The following is a 21,619-nucleotide window of genomic DNA, read 5'->3' as shown; positions in this document are numbered from 1 at the left end:
AAATGAGTAAGCAATTATTTGCTAATGAAAAAGTAGTCACTCAGTACTTAGGGGCGTTATTATCTGATGACGAACCAACAAAAGACCTTGAGCCTGTTGCTAAACTGCTTGAGCAGGTAACGTATGAAGAGCAAAAAGAACAACCAGTAATAGTTGAGCCTGTTGTTGAAGTTAAAAAGCTTAATAAGCAAGTATCGAATGTAGAAATTGACACTCTCCAAGAGCAACACGTCGTGCCTGAGCAAGAGGTGGCTGTAGGTGGTGAAGCTGACTACTTTGATGGTGAGTTTCAAGCGCTGTTTTTTGAAGTGGCAGGGCTTACTTTAGCGGTGCCGCTAAAAGCCTTAGGTGGCATTCATGAGCTTAGAGAAGTAAATCATTTATTTGGCAAGCCTAAGTGGTTTAAAGGGGTTATGATAAACCGAGAAGAAAAGCTCAATGTTGTTGATACCGCTCGCTGGGTTATGCCTGAAAAGTACGATGAGCAGTTAGAGGCATCTTTAAATTATCAATACCTCATCACTTTAGGTGATAGCCAATGGGGTTTATTAGCAGAAAAACTAATAAATAACATTACATTGAGTAAAGAAGATGTAAAATGGCGTACAAATAACAGTAAGCGCCCATGGCTTGCTGGAGTAATTAAAGAAAAAATGTGTGCTTTAATAGATGTTAATAATTTAAACGCACTATTAGAGAAAGGCTTAGATAGCCGTCACAAGTAATGACCATTACGAGGTAAGAGCATGAGTGAAGATAAATTACTGTCAGCTAAGAAAAATGCAGATAATAATGATGAGATTTTACAGTGGGTTACTTTCAAGCTAGAAGATGAAACTTATGGCGTAAATGTAATGCAAGTGCAAGAAATACTGCGTTACACCGAGATTGCTCCTGTACCAGGTGCGCCTTCGTATGTGATTGGTATTATTAACTTACGTGGTAATGTTGTTACCGTTATTGATACTCGCTCTCGTTTTGGTTTACCTGATATTGAAGCGACGGATAATTCACGTATTTTAATTATTGAAGCTGAAGAGCAAGTGATTGGTATTTTAGCCGATAGCGTTTCTGAGGTTGTGTACTTACGTAGCTCTGAAATTGACAGTGCGCCAAACGTAGGTACTGAAGAAAGTGCCAAATTTATTCAAGGTGTATGCAACCGCGATAATGAGCTGCTTATTCTAGTTGATTTAAACAAGCTACTTAGTGATGACGAATGGGATGAGTTAAGCGATATATAAGCTTCTCTACATAAAATTATGTTATTACTTGGTATTGCAATTGCGGGTTTGGCATTTGGGCTATTCTCGCTGCTGTTAATTGTGATGTTTAAAAAGCGTTATGCGAATGAGCTTGGCGCACAATTACAGCAATTTAAAGATTCATCAGAGCAGATTAATATTTTACGTAGCGAAGTCTCTGAGTTACGAACTGGGTTAATGAGTATTGGTAAACGAGTGCTTGAGGTAGAACAACAAAACCAAGAGCTGATACAGCAACAAGCAGCTCAAAAATACGATGACCCTGATGCTAAAATATACTCTCGAGCAGTAAAAATGGTTGAGCTAGGTGCTGATTTAGATGAGGTTATTCGCGAGTGTGAATTACCCCGCGCCGAAGCAGAACTGTTATTTTCTTTACACAAACAAAAAGGCGCTTAGCGCCTTTTTTGTTTTTATCATATTGGCTCATGCTTTTATATTGAGCTTTCCTTGAAAGTCCTGCCATCCGGGCGGGAATTTCCCTCTTACCACATATGAAAAAGCAATCAGTTCAGCAATAACAAAGTAAAGCTCTTTAGGGATCTCTTCGCCAAGCTCTAATTTCGAAAGTGTATTTGCAAGTGCTTCATCCTGATGGATTAAAATACCTTTATCTTTAGCTAGGGCAATAATTTCATCCGCCAATTCTCCAAACCCTTTAGCGCTTACGGTGGGTGAATTACCCGTTTCGTAGAGCAGTCCAATTGCTGAATTGTTTTTAAATGAATCCGTCATGGCTAAACCTTAATATTTATAATGGCATGGGATTGGTAAAATGCTTGATGGTTGTCATCTGCGCGTTTCAAATTAAGATCGCCGACTTGTAAGCCCTGTTTTGCTAGTTTTGAGCGTAAATTATCAAGGTGTGGATGAGCCAACGCGCTCACAGCTTGAGTGGACGCTAATAACTGACAATCTAATGCTTTGTCCATCAACTCTGCGGTTATTTGCAGCTTACCTAGTTCAGCATAATCAAAATTTAATCTTACAAACCACACGTTTTTATCCACTAATTTGTCATTGTTTGGCTTTTTATATTGTCCTAACGATATTTCTGTTTGTGCCGCCTCTGGTGGCAGTTTCATAGGCAATAAAAACTGCACTAAGGAGTTAGTGTCAGGCTGCTGGCTCAAAACGGGAGCTTGCACTTGGCTTAATGTGTTCTTAATTTGGGTTAATTCACCTGCTAATGCTTGTACTTGTGGTTGCTGTAATTGTTCCAACAATTTATTGGCGCTATTACCCACTTTAAACGTCGGTAATAAAACCTGCAGTAAAGCTTCTAAACCCGTTTGATTATTAATACTCACTGCACTTGGATTTTGGTTAATGATAGGCGCGGCTAAAATGCTTAATGAAAGCTGTTCAACACCTCTATTAAACGAGCTCTGTAAAATGTCGCTTTGAAGTTGTGTGGGCTTTATGGTGCTGAGTATTTCGCGCTGTATGGTTGCTGGGTGTAAATTAGTATCTGACAACATGCGATTAAAGGCCTGATTAACTAAACGGTTTAAATCGGTTCCTTGATCAGTCAGTTTGCTTGTAATGGTATTAAGTTGGCTGCTTACTATTTGCTTTGTCGCATCTTTTTGTTCTATTGAGGTACTTGGACTTTGTTTTACAACCGTCGCTAATAAGAGTCTTTCTAAAGGCTGTAAGCTCTGACCTAATGTAGCCGCGTTAGTTGATGGGGATGAAAAAGGAGTCACTAAAGGAGATAAAGCGTGTGCTAATAACGGTTGTTTTTGCCACATAGAAACGCTTGATTTTATTTGCTGGGTAAATTGCATTAGGGGCGGCGCTAAATTTGACACGTTTTTTAATTGTGTCATGTCAATTTTTTGCATTGGGGTGAGCCATTTTTGCTGAGCATTGCCTGTAAATTCTGGTTTTTGAGATGAGCTTACCGAGGTCGTAAATGGCTTGCTTTCAAAGTACTTTACCGCATCTAAAATACGCGTTTTAAAATCAGCAAAACTGCTTTTCAACCATGATTGTATCGGACTATTTATCGTGCTGAGCGGATGCTGTTTACTTGGCGAGTGATCAATTAGGCCTTGCGATTGTTGCAAAGAGAGCATCTCATTAAACGGTTTACTAAATGAGTTTTTAAGGCTCACAGTCATATTATGATAAGCGGTTTTGATCAGTAATTTATCTGCTTGGTGAGTAATGTTTACCTTAGTCGGGATGGTAGGTAGTTCACTTAATTGTCGGTGACTTAGGTTAATAGTTAATGAGTCTTTAAAAGAGTTTGGGCTTAATACCGCAAACTTAGGCATAGCATGAAGCTGAGCTGGGCTTAAATTACTGGCAAGCAACTTTGTTAGTTTGGCTTGGTTTATTGGCTGTGAGTGCACTATATCAGTAAAACGGTTAATAATATTAAGTCGTGTACCTTTGCTATCCGTTTCAATCATCCCCTTTATTAAAGGCTCATCTGCGAGTAATTGTGCAACGTGTTTATTAATAGCAATACTGGCATTAAATTTTTCAATGACCAACTTTGGTGTAGGTTGTAATACCACTTGAAGTGATAGTGGACTGTTTTGAATATCACTTTGGGTGTTTATAAAATTTAAAAATCGTTGCAACTGAGCCGGTTGTTTAATTGTTAAAGTTGTATTGTTAGGGATGATGGTTAAGCTTTTACCATCTGCACTTAACTGTATGTTAGCGCTTGCTATTTTTTCAACGTTTACGGGTGTCTCAGTTGTACCAAGGCGAATCGTTTGCCAATGCTTATTCATAAACACATCAAGCGTGACTGAATCTTTAGAAAACTGAATATTTTTTGCCGTCAGCACTTCAGGTGGCAGTGTTGCTAACGCAGCCTTACCAGAATCAGTTGTTTGATTACTAACCTGTGGGTTAGACAATGTGATGTGCGTTGGTGTATTCATTATTTTATATCAAGTTTTCTGTATTTTAAGTAAATCGATTCTAAAGCAATATTCGTATTACCCTATCATTATGGTAGACTTACCGCTAATTTTTGGCAGAGAGAATCGTCATCTTGTTACACATTAAGTCCGTTACTTGTATCAAGCAAGAGCGTTGTTTGTTTGATGAACTTAATTTTAGCCTTAAAAGCGGTCAAATCATGCAGTTAGCTGGTCCTAATGGGGCTGGTAAAACATCATTATTGCGCATTATTGCTGGTTTTTCGCTTCCGGATGAAGGTGATATTTTATACCTAAATCAATCTATCAAAAAATATTATGACGAATATGCCAGAGACTTATTATTTATAGGCCATAAAACCGGTGTTAACGTACAACTTACCGCACTTGAAAATGTAGCACATTGGTTGGCTATTAATGGTTATGTTGATACTCCTGACTTATACCCTTTATTAAGTAAATTAGGTTTAGTAGGGCTGGAAGATGTGCCTGTAAGAACGTTATCTGCGGGTCAACAGCGGCGAGTGGCTCTCGTTCGATTATGGTTATCTGAGGCCAAGTTATGGGTTTTAGATGAACCTTTCACGGCGCTAGATAAAAGCGGGGTTGCCTTTTTACAGCAACGTTTTACTGAGCACTTATCAAAGGGGGGCGCTATTTTGTTAACAACACACCAAGATTTAACCACTCACTTTAGTGACTTACAAACGTTGACTTTGGAGTACCGCCACTAATGACACGACAGCACTCATATTGGCAGTTATTTGTCGCGGTATTTAGCAAAGACGTTAAGCTCGCTTTTCGTCAGCGCGCTGAAATAGTTAATCCTATCTTGTTTTTTTTAATTGTTATCTCACTGTTTCCATTAGCCATAGGGCCTGAGCCAGGCTTGCTATCAAGAATGGCCCCGGGCATTATTTGGGTTGCGGCTTTATTATCGACCATGCTTGGCCTTGATAAACTGTTTAGAGATGATTACCACGATGGCTCTTTGGAGCAGCTCATTGCTTCGTCATACCCCTTATCATTAACGGTGCTGGGCAAAGTAGCTGCACACTGGGTGATCACCGGCCTCCCGTTAGTGCTAATGACCCCTTTATTTGCTTTACTACTAAATTTAGAAACGACTGCCTTAGTGGCAACGTTATTAACGCTATTATTGGGCACGCCTTTATTGAGCTTCATTGGCGCAATAGGGGCGGGTTTGACTGTGGGATTACAAAAAGGCGGCATTTTAATGAGTCTGCTCGTTTTGCCTTTGTATATTCCGGTTTTAATTTTTGCAACTTCCGCTATTGATACCAGCACTATGTCGCTGGATTATAGTGGTCAGCTTGCAATCCTTGGTGCGATGTTAGTCGTTGCGACTATCAGTGCGCCAATTGCCATATCATCAGCATTAAAAGTGAGTGTAAGTTAATATGTGGAAGTGGTTACATCCGTATGCGAAAGCAGAGCGAGCATATCAATTATGCAATACTCTACTGCCATATTTTGCAGTAGTAACGGTTATTAGTATGGTTGTTGGTTGGGTCTGGGGATTAGGTTTTGCTCCTGCCGATTACCAACAAAAAGACAGTTACCGTATTATTTTTATTCACGTGCCCTCCGCTATTTTATCTATGGGCGCTTATTCATCAATGGCGATTGCAGCCATTGTTGCGCTTGTATGGCAATTACGCAATGCAGAGCTTGCGGTGATTGCAATAGCACCCGTAGGTGCCTGCATGACCGCAATAGCCTTAATCACCGGTGCTGCGTGGGGTAAACCTATGTGGGGTGCTTGGTGGGTATGGGATGCACGACTGACCTCTGAACTCATTTTGTTATTTTTATATCTAGGGGTGTTGTCTTTGTACCATGCCTTTGAAGATAAAAAATCAGCCGGTCGCGCCGCGTCTATTTTAGCTATTGTTGGGGTTATTAACTTGCCTATCATTCACTTTTCGGTGGAATGGTGGAATACCCTGCATCAAGGGGCAAGCATCACTAAGTTTAACCGCGACGCGGTAGATCCAAGTATGTTTTGGCCGTTAATGATTAATATTTTAGCCTTTGCCGCGTTTGTTGGTACTGTGACTTTAATTCGTCTTAAAAATGAAATTTTACACCGTGAAAAGCACCGCCCATGGGTGCGACAGTTGTTAACTAAGGGGTAATTATGCAGTTTGACTCGTTTTCAGATTTTATTGCAATGGGAGGCTATGGCTTTTATGTATGGCTTTCTTTTGGTACATGCGCATTAATTTTATTAGGCATTTTATTTAGCTCGTTACGCGACAAAAAACAAATTTTAGCGTCGGTAGAGCAGCAAATTGCGCGTGAAACTCGAATTAAAAATTCTAAGCAGGAGCAAACCTCGTGAACCCTAGACGTAAAAAACGCCTTTTGGTTATTATTGCCGTACTCTTTGGTATTGGTGGATCAATTGGTTTAGTGTTGTACGCCTTACAAGAAAACATTAATTTGTTTTACACCCCCAGTGAATTAATTGATGGTAAAGGCCCGAATAAAGAAAAGCCTCATATAGGACAAAAGCTCCGCATTGGCGGTATGGTTGTCCCTGGTACAGTGCAAAGAAATGAGCAAAGCTTACAGGTAAGCTTTAAGTTGATTGATACTGGCCCATTGGTCACGGTGCGTTATCAAGGAATTTTGCCTGATCTATTTCGTGAAGGGCAAGGGATTGTTGCGCAAGGTGTGTTAGTAGAGCCTAACGTGATTGAAGCATTTGAAGTGTTGGCCAAGCATGATGAAGAATATATGCCAGCTGAGGTTGCCGAGGCAGTAAAAGGAATTAAGCATGAGAAACCAAAATACAATTTAGATAGCGGGAGCTAATATGATCCCAGAACTTGGTTATTTTTCCCTAACATTGGCCATGGTACTCAGTGTGCTGTTGTGTATTTTCCCACTTTGGGGTGCACACACAGGAAACCTTCGTCTGATGCGCGCTGCGCCATCACTTGCTATTGGTCAGTTTGCATTTGTTGCTTTGTCTTTTGCTGCGCTTATTTATGCCAGCTTAACCGATGATTTTACCGTATCTTATGTAGCGTATCACTCAAGTAGCACCTTGCCTTGGTATTATAAAATAACCTCAACATGGGGTGGCCATGAAGGCGCTATTTTACTGTGGTTATTAATGCAGGCCGGTTGGACCGCCGTTGTTGCTTTGCGTTCAAAGTCACTGCCTTGGGTACTTCGTGCTCGCGTATTAGGTGTGCTTGGCTTTTTAGGTGTCGGATTTATGATGTACACCTTGCTACTTTCAAGTCCGTTTGAACGTTTACTGCCCTATTTCCCTGTTGAGGGACGCGATTTAAATCCATTATTACAAGACCCAGGGATGATCATTCACCCTCCATTACTTTATATGGGGTATGTCGGTCTTTCTGTTGCTTTTGCCTTTGCTATTGCCGCGTTGTTAACCGGCAAGCTTGATAACACCTGGGCAAAATGGTCACGCCCATGGACAATGACGGCATGGGGCTTTTTAACCTTAGGTATCACTATAGGTAGTTGGTGGGCCTATTCAGAGCTAGGCTGGGGCGGCTGGTGGTTCTGGGATCCTGTTGAAAATGCATCACTCATGCCATGGTTAGTTGCAACCGCGTTACTGCACTCTTTAAGTGTGACTGAAAAACGTGGCGTATTTAAATCATGGACAGTGTTACTGGCTATTGCGGCATTCTCATTAAGTTTACTAGGCACCTTTATCGTTCGCTCAGGAATTATTGTTTCGGTGCATGCCTTTGCAACAGACCCTGATCGTGGCTTATTTATCCTTGGCTTTTTGGCCGTAGTTGTTGGCGGCGGTTTAGCGTTATATGGCTTGCGTGTCTCACAAGTTAAAAGTGAAGGGCGTTATAAATTTGTATCGCGTGAAGTGGCACTTTGGTTAAACAATATTTTCTTAGTGGTTGCTACATTAATTGTACTGTTAGGTACATTATTACCTATGGTGCACAAGGAAATGGGGCTAGGCAGTATTTCAATTGGCGAACCTTTCTTTAATAAAATGTTTGCTATTTTACTGGTGCCATTTGCTATTTTAATGGGCATTGGACCTTTCCTGCGTTGGAAGCAAAATAAGTGGGCCTTTTTACAAAATAAAATATTTGTAGGCGCATTAGTCAGTATTATCACTACCTGTGCGTGGTTATTTAGTAGCTATGAGGTAGTGACTCCATTAACACTTTTAGCAACCACGCTAGGTGTATGGATATTTATTGCCACTTTTATTGATTTATATACCAAAGCAGCGGTTCATGGCTCGGTTAAACTCGGTATAAAGCGTTTAGGTTTAAGCTATTGGGCAATGGTGCTGGGGCATGTTGGTTTAGCCTTTGTTATAGCGGGCATTACACTCACCTCGGCATATTCAGTTGAGCGTGATGTATCGATGAAGCAAGGCGATATCGTGCAGCTTAACCAGTATCAATACCGCTTTGAAGGTGTGAAGACGATTCGTGGTGCAAACTACAGTGGTCATGCTGGTGTCGTGACGGTATTAAAAGGGAATGACACTGTAACGCGTTTATATGCAGAAAAGCGTCGTTACGATATTGGTATGCAATTTATGACCGAAGCCGCTATTGATGCCGGATTCACTCGTGATTTATATCTTGCGCTTGGTGAGCAACTAAGTGAAGGGGCATGGTCATTACGCATTTACCATAAGCCATTTGTACGTTGGATGTGGATTGGCGGTATTCTGATCTCACTCGCTGGTTTTGTGATTTTATTCGATAAGCGCTATCGCGCCTTACCGCGAAAAGATGAAATAGAGGGGGCAGTATGAACCGTAAACTTATCGCAATTGCTCCTTTATTAATTTTTATCTTTATTTGTGTGTTTTTATACCAAGGGTTGTTTGCCAACCCGCGGGAAATACAAACAGGGCGAATTGGTCAAACGGTGCCTGCGTTTAATTTACCTGATTTAATGCAAGACGATAAACGTTGGACTGATGAGCAGCTAAAGGGTGACGTGTATTTACTAAACGTATGGGGCACATGGTGTCCAACGTGTTTAGCTGAGCTTGGTTATTTAACTAAGCTACGCGAGCAAGGGGTTAAAATTATCGGCTTGTATTATGTACAAAGTTACGACGCCGATTTTGATGGCCCGTTTGATATGCAAGCACTGCGTGACGATGTGAGTAATATGCTTTTACGTGCGGGCGACCCTTATCAATTTCATATTTTAGATTTAGAACGTTCATTGTCTTTAGATTTAGGGGTGTCCGGTGCACCAGAGACATTTTTAGTAGATAAAAATGGCACTATTTTGTTACACCACACCGGTGATATAAACCCTCGAGTTTGGCGCGCTAAGTTTGCGCCTCTTATGCAGGAGCTGCAGCCATGAGATTGTTTTTATTAACCCTTAGCTTATTTATTAGTTTAGCTGCGTTTGCTCAGCAAGATCGTTATCAGTTTGATAGCAACGAACAAGCGGTTCGTTTTGAAGAGCTAACAAAAGAATTACGTTGCCCTAAATGCCAAAACCAGAATATTGCTGACTCTGATGCCGTTGTCGCAAAAGACTTGCGCGAGCGAGTGCTGGCGTTGGTAAAAGATGGTAAAAGCAAAGATGAAGTCATTGACTATATGATTGACCGCTATGGCTACTTTGTTCATTACGATCCACCGGTAACGCCGGCTACGTTAATACTGTGGGTACTTCCGGTACTCATTGTAATAATTGGGTTTGGCTTTATCGTGATTCGCCAACGTAAAGCGTCGGTAAAACAAACCTGGAGTGACGCTGATGAAGTGATGCTCAATAAGCTGATTAAACAAAATAAACATCAGGAGCAAAGTTAAATGATTTTAATGTGGGCGTCTTTTGCTTTACTCACACTTATTGCATTGCTGTTTATTATTGTGCCTTTTTTAAAAAAAGAGCGCGTAGTAACCATCACCCATAACGCCAATGCACAGCTTATCAGCATTTATGAACAGCGTTTAGTTGAATTACAGGCAGATTTAGATAATCAACGTATAGACTCGCAAAATCACAGCGAAGCTATTATTGAATTAAAACGCCGTTTACTTAATGAATTATCGCCGGAGAAGTCACTAAATAGCCGTGGTGACAATCGTATATTTGCTTTAACAGGCGCGGCGTTTTTAATTGCATTAGCAGGTATTTTCTATGCAATGACAGGCAGCCAGCAACAAATTGCAGCTTGGCATGATGCAATGGATAACTTGGCCGATTATGGTCAGCGCGCCGTAATGCAAAAGGGCGAGCCATTAACTAAAAATGAGTTACAAGCGTTTGCCCTAGCACTGCGTACTAAATTAAGTCAAAGCGGTGATGATGAAGTGGCTTGGATGTTGTTAGGACGTGTTGCTTTAATGCTAAATGAATTTGATATGGCGAAACAGTCATTCGATAAAACATTAAAAATAAACCCTGATAATATGCAAGCGCTTGTTAGCTACTCTCAGGTGCTATTACTTGAGGGCAGTGAAGAGAACATGACTCGTGCAGCGGGTATGCTTTCTAAAGTACTGCAAGCTCAACCAAATAACCTTGATGCGATTTCGTTACTTGCACTGATTGCCTTTGAGAGAAAAGACTGGCTACAGGCAAAGGCAGCGTTTGAGGTGCTACTTGCAAGTATGGATGAGTCTGATACGCGCTACGCTATGATCAACCAACGTATTAGCGAAATCGATCTACAAATTGCTCAGCAAAACGTGGTAACCAGTGGCGAGCAGTTAGCGGCTCAAAGTATTCAAGTTACCGTTGATATCAATAGCCAACTTGCAGACAAACAGCCCAATAACGGTATTTTGTTTGTGTTTGCTAAAGCGGCTAAGGGATCACCGATGCCTTTAGCCGTGGTCAAACTAACAGACTATAGCTTTCCAATTACGGTTGAGCTGAGCGATGCTAATGCCATGATGGCAGGGCTAAATTTATCCAGTGCTAATGAAATTGTTATTTCTGCGCGTATTTCTAATGATGATTCAGTGATGCCAAGTACTGGTGAGCTTGAAGGCCACTCTGAAGTACTGAACCGTAAAGATGTGCGACAAGTGCAACTGAACATTAATACATTAATACCTTAAGGATTTGAGATGTTAAAACAAGGCTTACTTTTATTATGTTTACTCACTTTATCGGGCTGTGTTCAAGTACCCGAGAGTAAATATGATGAGCGCGATCCCTTACAAAGCGTAAATAGACCTATTTATGACTTTAATATGGACGTACTCGACACCTATATTTTAAGGCCAGCAGCTGTGGGTTACATCACTGTTACACCACAGCCTGTTCGTCGCAGTATTGTACATTTTACCGATAATATTACCGCACCCGTTGATATTATAAATGCCGGCCTGCAAGGAAAACCAAGTAGTGCCGGAATTAATTTTGCGCGTTTTTTAGTGAATTCAACGGTGGGTGTGTTTGGTATTTTTGATGTAGCCAGCTCACTTGGGCTTGAGGTAAACGATGAAGACTTTGGTCAAACATTAGGTGTTTGGGGGGTAGGTGATGGTGCCTATTTAATGATCCCAGCAATGGGGCCATCTACCGCACGTAACCTAACCGGTGATGTTGTTGATAACCTTGTACTGCCTGAAATAGCACTGACTACACCACAAACTATTTTAGTGTTTGCACTAAAAGCAGTTGAAGCACGTGCGTCATTAATGGCTCAGGAAGGTTTATTGAATGATTCGTTAGACCCCTACTTGTTTATTAAAGACATTTACTTTCAGCGTCAATTATACGAGCTATTTGATGGTAATCCGCCAATAAAAGAAGAGCCTGAAGATTTTGATGAAGATTTCTTAGAAAGCCTTTAATTAAAACAAAAACGCCAGCAAATGCTGGCGTTTTTTCTTAATTAGTAATAATTTAGCTATCAATCATCACCTGCATTTGCTCACTAACCCAGTTGAGAGCTTCGTGATATGCATCAGACACTTCATCACCTAAGTTTAGTTGCTGAGCTTTGTCGTTCGCAGCTTGCCAATCACCATGCTCATACAGAGTGACCAAGTTTAAGTATTCAGCAAGTAGTCCTTCATTTTTTAACAGCGCTGTTTTTATCTCATTAGACAGAGGCAATTTAAGCATTATGCTGTCCATTTCTTCATCTAATATCGCATCCATAAGCGACATCATGCCGGTTAAGAACGCCATACCTGTATCTTTAAGTTTGCTATGTGAAATAGCTAACAACTCACAAAAACGTGCCCGTGTTAGCGACAGTCTAATAAGCTCTAATGGCTTATCTGCAGATACTTGTGCTGCAAATAGCAAAGATAGTAGTTTTTTGATTTCATTGGCACCTAAGACAATCAGTGCTTGTTTAATAGTATCTATTTCAAAGCGGCGGGTAAATGCTGCTGAGTTTGAATAGCGCAAGAGCTTGTAAGATAAGTTAACATCACGCTCAAATACATCGGTGATCTTCTTAAGATCCATTTCTACACTGGATGTTTCATAGAGTAGTTCAGCCAGTGCCATGCCAGATGGCGGTAAGGTTTTACTTTGCACCATCTCGGGTTTTGAAAAGAAAAAGCCTTGAAAGTACTCAAAGCCGAGCTCAAAAGCTTGGTTGTAAAGCTCGTAAGTTTCAACTTTTTCTGCAAGTAATTTGATATGTGGGTAAGGTTTTAAGTCCTTAATGATCGTTTTAACGGTTTCCATATCGCACGTTAAAAAGTCAACTTTAATGATATCAATAAACGGATAAAAGTGACGCCATACCGGTTGATGGACATAGTCATCTAGGGCGAGTGTGTACCCTTTCTCTTTTAGGTCTTTAACTATTGCTAGCAGACGTTTTCCTGGCTGAACGGACTCTAGTATTTCAATCACAACTCCGTTTTTGTCTAACAGCGTGGGGTAGCCTTTTAATAAGGTGTCTAAAGTAAAGTTAATATAAGCGGGTTTATTATCGGTGAAATCTTCAAGACCAAAATTAAACTGGCTGCCCTCAATCAGTCGAGACGTTGCTTCGTCGCCGTCAATGTTCGGAAATACGTTATCTACTCCATCACGAAATAAAAGCTCGTAGCCAATTAGTTCCTTATTGCGATCTAAAATAGGTTGGCGAGCAGCGTAAAAATACATACAAGATTCCGAAACAGTTGAAATTGATTAACATTGTAATAATATATTGGAAAACATTCAAAATAGCATCGGTAAAATGAATTATTATTAATAAAATATCATGGCTTAGGTGATTTTTATAAATCTAAACTCATTGTTTTTAATTCTATTTGTTTTAAAAGCGAGCGAATAGATGGTTTTTTATCTACTTAAATTAGCGGGTTGGAGTTATTAGCAATTACCGTGTTATAGTTGGCTAGAAAGCTTTTATTCCAATACTGTCTTAATTATAAAATCTCAAGAGTCATTATTTGGATTACAAGCCTGTTATTACTTTTTTAAGTGGAGGCGAATTTGGAAACAGGAATGATTATTTCACTGGCATTGTACTTTATTGTAATGCTAGGAATAGGGCTATACGCATATAAGCAATCTACCAGTGATATTTCAGGGTATATGCTTGGTGGTCGTAATTTAGCCCCCAGTGTTGCGGCCTTATCAGCGGGTGCATCAGACATGAGTGGTTGGTTATTAATGGGCCTACCTGGTGCAATGTATTTATTTGGGTTGAGTAAAGTTTGGATTGCAATTGGTTTAGTATTAGGTGCATGGGCAAACTATTTTCTGGTCGCCCCAAGGCTGCGTGTTTATACTGAAAAAGCCAATGACTCCATTACTATTCCTGATTACTTTGCAAACCGTTTTGATGACAACAAAAATATACTACGTGTTATCTCTGCAATAGTAATTATTGTTTTCTTTACCTTATACACTTCATCGGGTGTTGTTGCCGGTGGTAAGTTATTTGAAAACTCATTTCAAATGAGCTACGAAATGGGCTTATACATCACCACAGGTGTGGTAGTGGTTTATACCTTATTTGGTGGTTTTTTAGCGGTTAGCCTTACAGACTTTGTGCAAGGCTGTATCATGTTTATTTCGTTGTTAGCAGTGCCAATTGCCACTTATATGATGCTTGACCAACCATTTATGGATACCTTAGCAAATGCAAATTATCAGCAGTTACTAAGCTCGCCTAAAGCAAGCGAAATTCATTCTTTAAGTATGCTTGACTGGTTTGCTGGTGGTTCTACCATTGCTATTATTTCTGCAATGGCATGGGGTTTAGGTTACTTTGGTCAGCCTCATATTATTGTTCGTTTCATGTCTGTTCGTTCAGTAAAAGAAATGCCAACCATGCGTCGTATTGGTATGTCTTGGATGACCTTATCTGCCATTGGTGCAGTATTTACCGGTTTATTCGGTGCTGCATACATGATTGAAAATCAAATGCCAATTGCCGATAAAGAAACAATTTTCTTAGTATTGGCTGAATTAATTTTCCACCCGTTAATTGCAGGTTTCCTACTGGCTGCTATTTTAGCTGCGATTATGAGTACGATTTCATCGCAATTATTGGTGTGTTCAAGTTCGTTAACTGAAGACTTCTACAAGATTTACTTAAACCGTGATGCCTCTCAAACTGAGCTGGTATTAGTAGGGCGTATTAGCGTAATACTGGTTGCGTTATTTGCTATTTACCTAGCGTATGACCGTAATAGTTCAATACTTGATCTAGTTAGCAACGCGTGGGCTGGTTTTGGTGCTGCATTTGGTCCTCTTGTCTTGTTTAGTCTTTACTGGAAACGTATGAACTTAAAAGGGGCTATTAGCGGTATGGTTATTGGTGCTTTAACAGTGCTTGTATGGATTTATGCGCCTATTACCATTAATGGTGAGAGCTTAAGCAGTGTAATTTATGAAATCGTCCCAGGCTTCATTTTAGCGAGTATTGCTATTGTGGTAGGAAGCCTCGTAACAGCTGAACCGAAAAAAGAAATTACTGATCTGTTTGATGAAGTTGAATCGTCATTGTAAGTGATTAGCTAACGTAAAGTTTTGGTTTAAAAAAAATGCCAACCAGTTTAACTGGTTGGCATTTTTTTATTGACTGACTTGTAACAATAGCAAATTGTGATGTCTTACTCGCTTCTCGTTATTATTACTTAAAGACATAAAAAAACTGAATACGAATCACGAATTCAGTTTCATAAATTAGTAGTGCGGCTTATAAGCTGCATACTATTTTTTAGATTAGCTCGCTGCTTTATCTTTTATATCAGCAACGTTATCTGACTTTGCTTTTTTAGCTTTTGCAGGTACTTCTTTAGCCCCCTTAAGTACCGCCATAAAGTCGTCTTTACTTTTCGCAATCTCAAGTGCAAGCGACTCAACTTGTTGTTCACTTAGTGGCACATCTACTTTTTCAAGCATGAGTTCTAGTGACTCGGCAATATCGAGCATTTTGTCATAGGCATCAGCTTCTTTTTTAGTAGTAAACGTCATGCGCTCGACTCCGTTTCGTTCTACAACATATTTAACAACAACAGCCATGATTTCTCCTGCTTACTTACGTGGCAATATGATTATTTTAAATCATTAGATTACTGTTTTTATATACAGTACAAGCTTGCGCGTGGTTTTGCAAGCTTTAGCCTTAGTTTATCTGCAGCTTGGTTGACAATAAAGAGTAACTCTACTTTATTTATTAAGTCACTTTATAACGCGTTGCAGTAAAGGAGTCGCAAGGAGTGATTGTTACCGTTAGTACTTAGTAACCACAACGTTATCTAAAAGTGCTGGGTGTAAGTAATCAATGAATGTTCATGTAGGAACGCAAAAGGAAATAGTATGAAATTAATTAAAATAATCTCGTTAGCAGCTGCTTTATGTTTATTACCTATGGGTACCACCTTTGCGCAAAGCGATATGCTATCAGAGCAGATGCAATCAGAGCAGATGCAATCAGCCATGGTTAATATTAATACTGCTGATTTAAAACAGTTAATCAAGTTACCAGGTGTCGGTAAGAAAAAGGCACAGGCAATTATCGATTATAGAGAAGCTAATGGTGATTTCGCATCACTTGAAGATCTAGCTAAAGTAAAAGGGGTGGGTAAAAAAATGCTAGCCAAACTTAATGGAAAGGTGGCGTTTTAACTTAAAAGGGCGCTATGCGCCCTGATCAAACTGTTTTAAGGCAGCACCAAGGTGCTTTTTAGCAAAGTTAATATCTACTGGTGCGGTTAGTAGCGGGTAGCTCAACCCAGCTACAATTAAAAAGGGCACCAGTAACCAACCTTCGAAAAGAGTAAATATTAAAAAGAATGGGCTTAATAGCATCAGCTTTAGTATGCGTATAAAGACCCTGTCACTGGGTGATAGCATGCTTAACGAGATCGCAATAACAGTTTGTCGTTGACGAACTTTTAAATGTTTAAGCTCATCAACTTGGCTTGAAAAAAAAGTAAACATATTAAAGTGACTTTTTAGTAATTAATCGACTGGCCACTAATATAAACAGTGTGGCGGTAAAGAGTACAAAAATAATTTCCATCCATGCTGGCATACTTAGGCTGGCAAATTGCCAATCTATATTTCCGCAATCACCTGTCGCTTCAAAAAATTGCGGTATCCAGTGATGTAACGGCATAAATTCTGGAAAATTTGGCTCAAATTCACAGCTAAATGCAAATGGGTCTGTGGTTGTTTGCATTTCAATGTGTTCACGAGCTATTAGTAGCCCCCATACACTTGAAATCCCCCATGTTGTATAGGCAACAATACGGACTACGAGGTTGTTTGGTTTACTGGCGCCAATAATACCTGCAAAAAGTAAACCTAATACCGCGGTGCGTTGGTAAATACACATAATGCACGGTGCTAACCCCATGTTGTATTGAAAAAAGAGCGCGATGACTTCAAGCAGAAAAACAATCCCACTGAATAATAACCAAGGTGTACGTTGAGTACTTAGATTAGCAAGCCAGTTCATAACAAATCCGTATTTAAATAAGGGCTTAGATTATGACGTAGGATAAACAGCGGAGCAAGTAAAAGGGAGGAGCTATGAAATTTCCTAGCTCCTCAAAGTCGGGGAAGTTCTTAATGCCCAGAATTCGCTACAGGGATGTGGTGTTGTATTATCCCCCAATCATAAAACAAACTGGTTATTTCACTCAAGCCAAAATAAGTCGCGCTTAACCCAACAAAGGTAAGCACAAAAGTGTAAGGTAAAGCCATATACACCATTCGACCGTAAGATAGGCGTAACACGGGAGCTAGTGTTGATGTCAGTAAGAATAAGAAAGCAGCTTGACCATTAGGGGTGGCCACGCTGGGTAAGTTTGTGCCGGTGTTTATCGCCACTGCAAGTAAATCAAATTGGTCTCGAGTTATTTGACCTGCTTTTAGAGCTGCAGCAACTTCATTTATATATACAGTGCCGACAAATACATTATCACTGACCATTGAAAGCAATCCGTTAGCGATAAAAAACATCACCAATTGTAAGTGCCCTTCAAATGTTAGTACCCAAGTAATCACAGGAGTAAAGAGTTGTTGATCGATGATTACTGCAACCACACTAAAAAATACACAAAGTAGTGCCGTGAAGGGGAGGGCTTCTTCAAAGGCTTTACCGAGTTGGTGCTCTTCTATTATGCCGGCCGACGACGTGGCTAAAATAATGACCGATAAACCAATTAAGCCCACGGTTGCTAAATGTAACGCTAAGCCAGTAATTAACCAGATAGCGATAAGTGCTTGAATTGTGAGGTTAACTCTATCGCGTTTGGTGCGTTTTTTATCAAGTGTTTGTGCATGGTTTTTTAAAATAGCATGAATTGTTTCTGGCAGTTTTGCCCCATAGCCAAAGGTTTTTGTTTTTTCTAATAAAAAGGTCGTTAATAAGCCCGCAAAAAGCACGGGTAAAGAAACGGGCAGCATTCTTAAAAAGAACTCACCAAATAGCCAACTTGCTCGCTCTGCAATAATTAAGTTTTGTGGTTCACCAACCATAGTACACACGCCGCCAAGTGCGGTCCCAATCGAGGCATGCATGAGTAAATTACGTAAAAAAGCACGAAACTCTTCAAGCTCTTGACGGTTTACCTCTTTTACTTGGTTATCATCGTTAATATCGTGCTCACTGATAAAATCTTTTCCTGAAGCCACCTTGTGATAAATACTATAAAAGCCCATGGCCACCGCAATAACAACCGCCATTACAGTCAGGGCATCCAAAAAAGCTGATAAAAACGCAGCAGCTATTGCAAAGGCAAGCGATAAAACGGTCTTACTTCTTACTGAAACCACTAACTTGGTAAAAATATACAGCAGCAGATCTTTCATGAAATAAATACCGGCAACCATAAAAATAAGTAATAAAAGCACATCTAGGTTTTGTGCTATTTCATGTTCAACTTGCATGGTTGATGTCATACCAATTAATAGTGCCTCAATGGCAAGTAGACCACCAGGTTGCAGTGGGTAACACTTGAGCGCCATGGCCAGTGTAAAAATAAACTCAATAACCAGTACCCAGCCAGACAAATAAGGGTTTAATTGAAACAGCAGCGGGTTAATTATTAAAAATGCAATAATGGTGTATTTATACCATTGAGGTGCTTTACCTAAAAAATTTATAAATATTGCAGATGGGACACTCTGTTGCATGATTTTTCCCTAGGAAGGCGTTTAATAGTCTGGTTAATGTCATTAACTTAGTCCAGTCTATAGAGGGTGTAAACAACTAAATAACCTGAGCTGCACATAAGAAATGGAACTAAATGCCCTTGCGGTGATCAGATCTTTCGACCAAGAAACATAAGATTACCGAGGCAAGGGCATGAATAACTTAGATGCAATTTACGTAGATGTCGATGATTTTTGTTTATTGTTTGAACCTCAGTGGCTTAAACACCTAATAGAATCAGGTGAGAAGCAACGCATTAAGCCGTCTCGACTATCCTCTAGCGAAGTGATGACTATATTAATTGCCTTTCATCAATCAGGTTATCGCGACTTTAAAACTTACTACACCAAATTTGTTTGTCAGTATTGGCGACATTATTTTCCTGATTTAGTCAGTTATACACGTATGTTGAAGTTACTTCAGGCCACGTTACCTGCTCTGTGTAGCTATCTGAAGCAGCGCTTTGATAAACCAACAGGCATTGCATTTATCGATTCTACTTCTCTCAAGGTGTGTCACAACATGCGTATTCCTCGCCACCAAGTTTTCGCGGGAAAAGCCAAGCGGGGTAAAGGAACAATGGGCTGGTTTTATGGGTTTAAACTTCACCTCATCATGAATGATGAAGGTGGTTTATTAGCAGTAAAAGTGACAGCTGGGAATGTTGATGATAGAAAGCCGGTGTTAGATATGGTCGATAATGTTACAGGTAGTTTATACGCTGATAAAGGTTATGTATCTGCAAACCTAAAAGCGGAACTTGCTGAGCAAGGCATTGATTTTATTACAGGTCAACGAAGTAATATGAAACGTCAGCCAATATCATCTTGGGATAGAGCGATGTTATCAAAGCGTTTTATCATTGAAACAGTTTTCGACCAACTGAAAAATATGGCTCAAATAGACCATACAAGGCACCGCAGCTGCATCTCATTTATGGTTAATTTAATGGCTGGATTAATTGCCTATACCTTTCAGACTAAAAAGCCGAGTATTAAAGTGACTCGGCTTTAATTCTTATGCAGATCTGAGGTTAAATAATAATAGTCAAAGTGTCTGGTATGAATAATAGGTTGGCATTCATATTGTGTTTAAAACCTATCGGTAAAACTAGCGAATCATACAAGTAAAGTTGCCTTTTTAATCACATACCTAGGTAATTTAACTTACTTTACTTGTTAGTTGTGGCTTGTCTGGTACAATCAGTCAGTTAATCGTATGTAGCGATGTGATGTGAATTAATTCGAGTAGGAATTGAATGAGAATTTTTAAAGCGAAAAGCCCAGCAGGATTTGCTGAGGAATACATAGTAGAGTCAATCTGGAATGGTGATTTTCCTCCAGGTTCAATTCTGCCTGCTGAGCGTGAACTCTCAGAGTTAATTGGTGTTACTAGAACCACATTACGTGAAGTATTACAACGATTAGCCAGAGACGGTTGGTTAACAATACAACATGGTAAACCTACTCGCGTTAATAACTTTTGGGAAACCTCAGGATTAAATATCCTTGAAACACTGGCACGTTTAGATGAAGATAAAATGCCAGAGCTAACCGATCAGTTACTTTCAGCACGTACTAATATCAGCGCAATTTATACCCGTGCAGCTATAAAACTTGCACCAGAGCGTGTTATCGAAATTTTATCACAAAGCGAAGAATTAGAAGACAGCGCGCAAGCGTTTGCAGATTATGATTATAAAGTTCATCATGAATTAGCTGTTGCCGGTAACAATCGCATTTATGTGCTCATCCTTAATGGCTTTAAAGGTTTTTATTCTAAGATTGGTTGTCATTACTTTTCAGATCCTCGCACTCGCGAGCTTGCACGCCAGTTTTATAAAGACTTAACAAAGCTTGCTGAGAATAAAGAGCACGATGGTGCAATATTCATGATGCGTAAATATGGTCATCAAACCGGTGAAATATGGCAACATATTCGCGGTGATATGCCTAGCGATATTATGGATTAGTAAAAAACCTGCTTTAAGCAGGTTTTTTTATGATTAAAAATCAGTCCATTTATCAAGCGTTCGCTATTTTAGAACGATGCTATCTATAAATACGATTGTTAATTTATTTTTGATACCCATAGAATAGCGTTTAATTAAATATGGTTGCTATTGTAATTTTAAAATTAGTGCCCATATTAGTAATCAGTATTGCGTAAGCAATTGACAATAAACTCAAAATATTTGGAGAATAAAATGGGTGTATTAGTAGGCCGCCAGGCACCAGACTTTACCGCTGCAGCTGTTCTAGGTAACGGTGAGATTGTAGATAGCTATAACCTTCACGAAAAAATCAAAGGTAAAAAAGCAGTAATCTTTTTCTACCCACTAGATTTCACTTTTGTATGTCCTTCTGAGCTTATTGCTTTTGATAAGCGTTATGCAGAATTCCAAAAACGTGGTGTAGAAGTAATTGGTGTTTCAATCGATTCACAGTTCTCACACAACGCATGGCGTAACACGGCTGTAGCAGACGGCGGTATTGGTAAAGTTCAATACGCACTAGTTGCAGACGTTAAACACGAAATCTGTAAAGCATACGACGTTGAGCACCCAGAAGCCGGCGTTGCATTTCGTGGTTCTTTCTTAATCGACGAAGAAGGTAACGTACGTCACCAAGTAGTGAACGATTTACCACTGGGTCGTAACATCGACGAAATGATCCGTATGGTTGATGCACTAGCATTCCACAGCGAGCACGGCGAAGTATGTCCTGCTGGTTGGACTGAAGGTAAAAAAGGAATGGACGCAAGCCCTGAAGGCGTAGCTAAATTCTTATCTGAAAACGAAGGCGAGCTATAATTTAGCTCTTTAGTTTAAG

At 39.8% G+C, this 21,619-nt stretch carries 25 protein-coding genes; 18 read left to right on the top strand and 7 right to left on the bottom strand.

Going from position 1 to position 21,619, the window contains the following annotated elements; genetic code table 11:
* Nucleotides 1-2 precede the first annotated feature (2 nt).
* From MTN97_RS03020 to MTN97_RS03010, 3 genes are read left to right on the top strand one after another with little or no spacing between them, the layout of a single operon-like run.
* Complete coding sequence (locus tag MTN97_RS03020; protein WP_248473655.1) at nt 3-725, top strand: chemotaxis protein CheW; 723 nt, start codon at nt 3-5, stop codon at nt 723-725.
* Nucleotides 726-746: 21 nt separating this feature from the next.
* Nucleotides 747-1,244: a chemotaxis protein CheW gene (locus MTN97_RS03015; RefSeq protein ID WP_008112225.1), complete on the top strand. Its 498-nt coding sequence runs from the start codon at nt 747-749 to the stop codon at nt 1,242-1,244.
* An 18-nt stretch (nt 1,245-1,262) separates the two neighbouring features.
* A complete protein-coding gene (locus MTN97_RS03010; protein WP_054201706.1) occupies nt 1,263-1,664 on the top strand; it encodes a DUF2802 domain-containing protein in 402 nt (133 codons plus the stop codon).
* Between the two features lie 27 nt (nt 1,665-1,691).
* Here the strand turns inward: MTN97_RS03010 and MTN97_RS03005 are convergent, their stop codons facing one another.
* Both MTN97_RS03005 and MTN97_RS03000 read right to left on the bottom strand, forming a co-directional pair.
* Nucleotides 1,692-2,000, bottom strand: coding sequence for an EscU/YscU/HrcU family type III secretion system export apparatus switch protein (locus MTN97_RS03005; protein WP_054201705.1), 309 nt, complete (start codon nt 1,998-2,000; stop codon nt 1,692-1,694).
* A 2-nt stretch (nt 2,001-2,002) separates the two neighbouring features.
* Nucleotides 2,003-4,168, bottom strand: coding sequence for a flagellar hook-length control protein FliK (locus MTN97_RS03000; RefSeq protein WP_248473654.1), 2,166 nt, complete (start codon nt 4,166-4,168; stop codon nt 2,003-2,005).
* Nucleotides 4,169-4,281: 113 nt separating this feature from the next.
* Between MTN97_RS03000 and ccmA the strand changes: the two genes are divergently transcribed.
* From ccmA to MTN97_RS02950, 10 genes are read left to right on the top strand one after another with little or no spacing between them, the layout of a single operon-like run.
* The gene (gene ccmA, locus MTN97_RS02995) at nt 4,282-4,902 is read left to right on the top strand and encodes a cytochrome c biogenesis heme-transporting ATPase CcmA (RefSeq protein WP_139129351.1); all 621 of its coding nucleotides are present in this window, start codon (nt 4,282-4,284) and stop codon (nt 4,900-4,902) included.
* On the top strand, nt 4,902-5,588 hold the full coding sequence (ccmB, locus tag MTN97_RS02990) for a heme exporter protein CcmB (protein WP_028833998.1): 687 nt from the start codon (nt 4,902-4,904) through the stop codon (nt 5,586-5,588). The genes ccmA and ccmB overlap by 1 nt, the downstream gene beginning before the upstream one ends.
* Nucleotide 5,589: 1 nt before the next feature.
* Nucleotides 5,590-6,327, top strand: a complete 738-nt coding sequence (locus MTN97_RS02985) for a heme ABC transporter permease (RefSeq protein ID WP_010387946.1) — start codon at nt 5,590-5,592, stop codon at nt 6,325-6,327.
* 2 nt (nt 6,328-6,329) lie between these two features.
* Nucleotides 6,330-6,533: a heme exporter protein CcmD gene (ccmD, locus tag MTN97_RS02980; protein ID WP_008112240.1), complete on the top strand. Its 204-nt coding sequence runs from the start codon at nt 6,330-6,332 to the stop codon at nt 6,531-6,533.
* Nucleotides 6,530-7,009 (top strand): cytochrome c maturation protein CcmE, encoded by a 480-nt coding sequence (ccmE, locus tag MTN97_RS02975; protein WP_008465420.1) that lies wholly within the window; start codon nt 6,530-6,532, stop codon nt 7,007-7,009. The genes ccmD and ccmE overlap by 4 nt, the downstream gene beginning before the upstream one ends.
* 1 nt (nt 7,010) lies before the next feature.
* Nucleotides 7,011-8,972: a heme lyase CcmF/NrfE family subunit gene (locus MTN97_RS02970; protein ID WP_248473653.1), complete on the top strand. Its 1,962-nt coding sequence runs from the start codon at nt 7,011-7,013 to the stop codon at nt 8,970-8,972.
* Complete coding sequence (locus MTN97_RS02965) at nt 8,969-9,541, top strand: DsbE family thiol:disulfide interchange protein (RefSeq protein WP_248473652.1); 573 nt, start codon at nt 8,969-8,971, stop codon at nt 9,539-9,541. The genes MTN97_RS02970 and MTN97_RS02965 overlap by 4 nt, the downstream gene beginning before the upstream one ends.
* Nucleotides 9,538-9,999, top strand: coding sequence for a cytochrome c-type biogenesis protein (locus MTN97_RS02960; protein WP_036981786.1), 462 nt, complete (start codon nt 9,538-9,540; stop codon nt 9,997-9,999). The genes MTN97_RS02965 and MTN97_RS02960 overlap by 4 nt, the downstream gene beginning before the upstream one ends.
* Nucleotides 10,000-11,256 carry a c-type cytochrome biogenesis protein CcmI gene (gene ccmI, locus MTN97_RS02955; protein WP_248473651.1) on the top strand — a complete coding sequence of 419 codons (1,257 nt, stop codon included), beginning with the start codon at nt 10,000-10,002 and terminating at the stop codon, nt 11,254-11,256.
* Between the two features lie 9 nt (nt 11,257-11,265).
* On the top strand, nt 11,266-11,997 hold the full coding sequence (locus MTN97_RS02950) for a VacJ family lipoprotein (RefSeq protein WP_036981790.1): 732 nt from the start codon (nt 11,266-11,268) through the stop codon (nt 11,995-11,997).
* A gap of 52 nt (nt 11,998-12,049) precedes the next feature.
* On the opposite strand, the gene MTN97_RS02945 is transcribed toward MTN97_RS02950, so the two are convergent.
* Nucleotides 12,050-13,273: an EAL and HDOD domain-containing protein gene (locus tag MTN97_RS02945; protein ID WP_248473650.1), complete on the bottom strand. Its 1,224-nt coding sequence runs from the start codon at nt 13,271-13,273 to the stop codon at nt 12,050-12,052.
* A 345-nt stretch (nt 13,274-13,618) separates the two neighbouring features.
* Between MTN97_RS02945 and putP the strand changes: the two genes are divergently transcribed.
* On the top strand, nt 13,619-15,130 hold the full coding sequence (putP, locus tag MTN97_RS02940) for a sodium/proline symporter PutP (protein WP_036981794.1): 1,512 nt from the start codon (nt 13,619-13,621) through the stop codon (nt 15,128-15,130).
* A gap of 216 nt (nt 15,131-15,346) precedes the next feature.
* Here putP and MTN97_RS02935 read toward each other — a convergent pair whose 3' ends face one another.
* Nucleotides 15,347-15,646 (bottom strand): YebG family protein, encoded by a 300-nt coding sequence (locus tag MTN97_RS02935; protein WP_036981796.1) that lies wholly within the window; start codon nt 15,644-15,646, stop codon nt 15,347-15,349.
* 297 nt (nt 15,647-15,943) lie between these two features.
* On the opposite strand from MTN97_RS02935, the gene MTN97_RS02930 reads away from it, so the two are divergent.
* Complete coding sequence (locus tag MTN97_RS02930; protein WP_036981798.1) at nt 15,944-16,252, top strand: ComEA family DNA-binding protein; 309 nt, start codon at nt 15,944-15,946, stop codon at nt 16,250-16,252.
* 12 nt (nt 16,253-16,264) lie between these two features.
* On the opposite strand, the gene MTN97_RS02925 is transcribed toward MTN97_RS02930, so the two are convergent.
* The 3 genes from MTN97_RS02925 to nhaB form a co-directional block, all read right to left on the bottom strand.
* Complete coding sequence (locus MTN97_RS02925; protein WP_010387958.1) at nt 16,265-16,567, bottom strand: hypothetical protein; 303 nt, start codon at nt 16,565-16,567, stop codon at nt 16,265-16,267.
* Between the two features lies 1 nt (nt 16,568).
* Nucleotides 16,569-17,087 carry a disulfide bond formation protein DsbB gene (dsbB, locus tag MTN97_RS02920; RefSeq protein WP_248473649.1) on the bottom strand — a complete coding sequence of 173 codons (519 nt, stop codon included), beginning with the start codon at nt 17,085-17,087 and terminating at the stop codon, nt 16,569-16,571.
* A 110-nt stretch (nt 17,088-17,197) separates the two neighbouring features.
* Nucleotides 17,198-18,769, bottom strand: coding sequence for a sodium/proton antiporter NhaB (gene nhaB / locus MTN97_RS02915; RefSeq protein WP_138626700.1), 1,572 nt, complete (start codon nt 18,767-18,769; stop codon nt 17,198-17,200).
* A gap of 172 nt (nt 18,770-18,941) precedes the next feature.
* On the opposite strand from nhaB, the gene MTN97_RS02910 reads away from it, so the two are divergent.
* The 3 genes from MTN97_RS02910 to MTN97_RS02900 all read left to right on the top strand — a co-directional run bounded on the left by MTN97_RS02910 (nt 18,942) and on the right by MTN97_RS02900 (nt 21,600).
* Nucleotides 18,942-19,802, top strand: coding sequence for an IS982 family transposase (locus tag MTN97_RS02910; RefSeq protein ID WP_248473648.1), 861 nt, complete (start codon nt 18,942-18,944; stop codon nt 19,800-19,802).
* 244 nt (nt 19,803-20,046) lie between these two features.
* Complete coding sequence (fadR, locus tag MTN97_RS02905; protein WP_069438686.1) at nt 20,047-20,760, top strand: fatty acid metabolism transcriptional regulator FadR; 714 nt, start codon at nt 20,047-20,049, stop codon at nt 20,758-20,760.
* Nucleotides 20,761-20,994: 234 nt separating this feature from the next.
* The gene (locus tag MTN97_RS02900) at nt 20,995-21,600 is read left to right on the top strand and encodes a peroxiredoxin (RefSeq protein ID WP_008109095.1); all 606 of its coding nucleotides are present in this window, start codon (nt 20,995-20,997) and stop codon (nt 21,598-21,600) included.
* Nucleotides 21,601-21,619: the final 19 nt, after the last annotated feature.

Origin of the sequence: Pseudoalteromonas sp. 2CM36K, from assembly GCF_023161865.1 — a bacterium.
GTDB classification, from domain to species: domain Bacteria; phylum Pseudomonadota; class Gammaproteobacteria; order Enterobacterales; family Alteromonadaceae; genus Pseudoalteromonas; species Pseudoalteromonas tetraodonis.
This window is presented reverse-complemented; position numbering and strand designations above follow the sequence as displayed.

Excerpts from the sequence above, each read along its gene's own strand:
- MTN97_RS03020 (WP_248473655.1), top strand. The coding sequence starts at position 3 with ATGAGTAAGCAATTATTTGCTAATGAAAAAGTAGTCACTCAGTACTTA.
- MTN97_RS03015 (WP_008112225.1), top strand. The coding sequence starts at position 747 with ATGAGTGAAGATAAATTACTGTCAGCTAAGAAAAATGCAGATAATAAT.
- MTN97_RS03010 (WP_054201706.1), top strand. The coding sequence starts at position 1,263 with ATGTTATTACTTGGTATTGCAATTGCGGGTTTGGCATTTGGGCTATTC.
- MTN97_RS03005 (WP_054201705.1), bottom strand. The coding sequence starts at position 2,000 with ATGACGGATTCATTTAAAAACAATTCAGCAATTGGACTGCTCTACGAA.
- MTN97_RS03000 (WP_248473654.1), bottom strand. The coding sequence starts at position 4,168 with ATGAATACACCAACGCACATCACATTGTCTAACCCACAGGTTAGTAAT.
- ccmB (WP_028833998.1), top strand. The coding sequence starts at position 4,902 with ATGACACGACAGCACTCATATTGGCAGTTATTTGTCGCGGTATTTAGC.
- MTN97_RS02985 (WP_010387946.1), top strand. The coding sequence starts at position 5,590 with ATGTGGAAGTGGTTACATCCGTATGCGAAAGCAGAGCGAGCATATCAA.
- ccmD (WP_008112240.1), top strand. The coding sequence starts at position 6,330 with ATGCAGTTTGACTCGTTTTCAGATTTTATTGCAATGGGAGGCTATGGC.
- MTN97_RS02970 (WP_248473653.1), top strand. The coding sequence starts at position 7,011 with ATGATCCCAGAACTTGGTTATTTTTCCCTAACATTGGCCATGGTACTC.
- MTN97_RS02965 (WP_248473652.1), top strand. The coding sequence starts at position 8,969 with ATGAACCGTAAACTTATCGCAATTGCTCCTTTATTAATTTTTATCTTT.
- MTN97_RS02960 (WP_036981786.1), top strand. The coding sequence starts at position 9,538 with ATGAGATTGTTTTTATTAACCCTTAGCTTATTTATTAGTTTAGCTGCG.
- ccmI (WP_248473651.1), top strand. The coding sequence starts at position 10,000 with ATGATTTTAATGTGGGCGTCTTTTGCTTTACTCACACTTATTGCATTG.
- MTN97_RS02950 (WP_036981790.1), top strand. The coding sequence starts at position 11,266 with ATGTTAAAACAAGGCTTACTTTTATTATGTTTACTCACTTTATCGGGC.
- MTN97_RS02945 (WP_248473650.1), bottom strand. The coding sequence starts at position 13,273 with ATGTATTTTTACGCTGCTCGCCAACCTATTTTAGATCGCAATAAGGAA.
- putP (WP_036981794.1), top strand. The coding sequence starts at position 13,619 with ATGATTATTTCACTGGCATTGTACTTTATTGTAATGCTAGGAATAGGG.
- MTN97_RS02935 (WP_036981796.1), bottom strand. The coding sequence starts at position 15,646 with ATGGCTGTTGTTGTTAAATATGTTGTAGAACGAAACGGAGTCGAGCGC.
- MTN97_RS02930 (WP_036981798.1), top strand. The coding sequence starts at position 15,944 with ATGAAATTAATTAAAATAATCTCGTTAGCAGCTGCTTTATGTTTATTA.
- MTN97_RS02925 (WP_010387958.1), bottom strand. The coding sequence starts at position 16,567 with ATGTTTACTTTTTTTTCAAGCCAAGTTGATGAGCTTAAACATTTAAAA.
- dsbB (WP_248473649.1), bottom strand. The coding sequence starts at position 17,087 with ATGAACTGGCTTGCTAATCTAAGTACTCAACGTACACCTTGGTTATTA.
- nhaB (WP_138626700.1), bottom strand. The coding sequence starts at position 18,769 with ATGCAACAGAGTGTCCCATCTGCAATATTTATAAATTTTTTAGGTAAA.
- MTN97_RS02910 (WP_248473648.1), top strand. The coding sequence starts at position 18,942 with ATGAATAACTTAGATGCAATTTACGTAGATGTCGATGATTTTTGTTTA.
- fadR (WP_069438686.1), top strand. The coding sequence starts at position 20,047 with ATGAGAATTTTTAAAGCGAAAAGCCCAGCAGGATTTGCTGAGGAATAC.
- MTN97_RS02900 (WP_008109095.1), top strand. The coding sequence starts at position 20,995 with ATGGGTGTATTAGTAGGCCGCCAGGCACCAGACTTTACCGCTGCAGCT.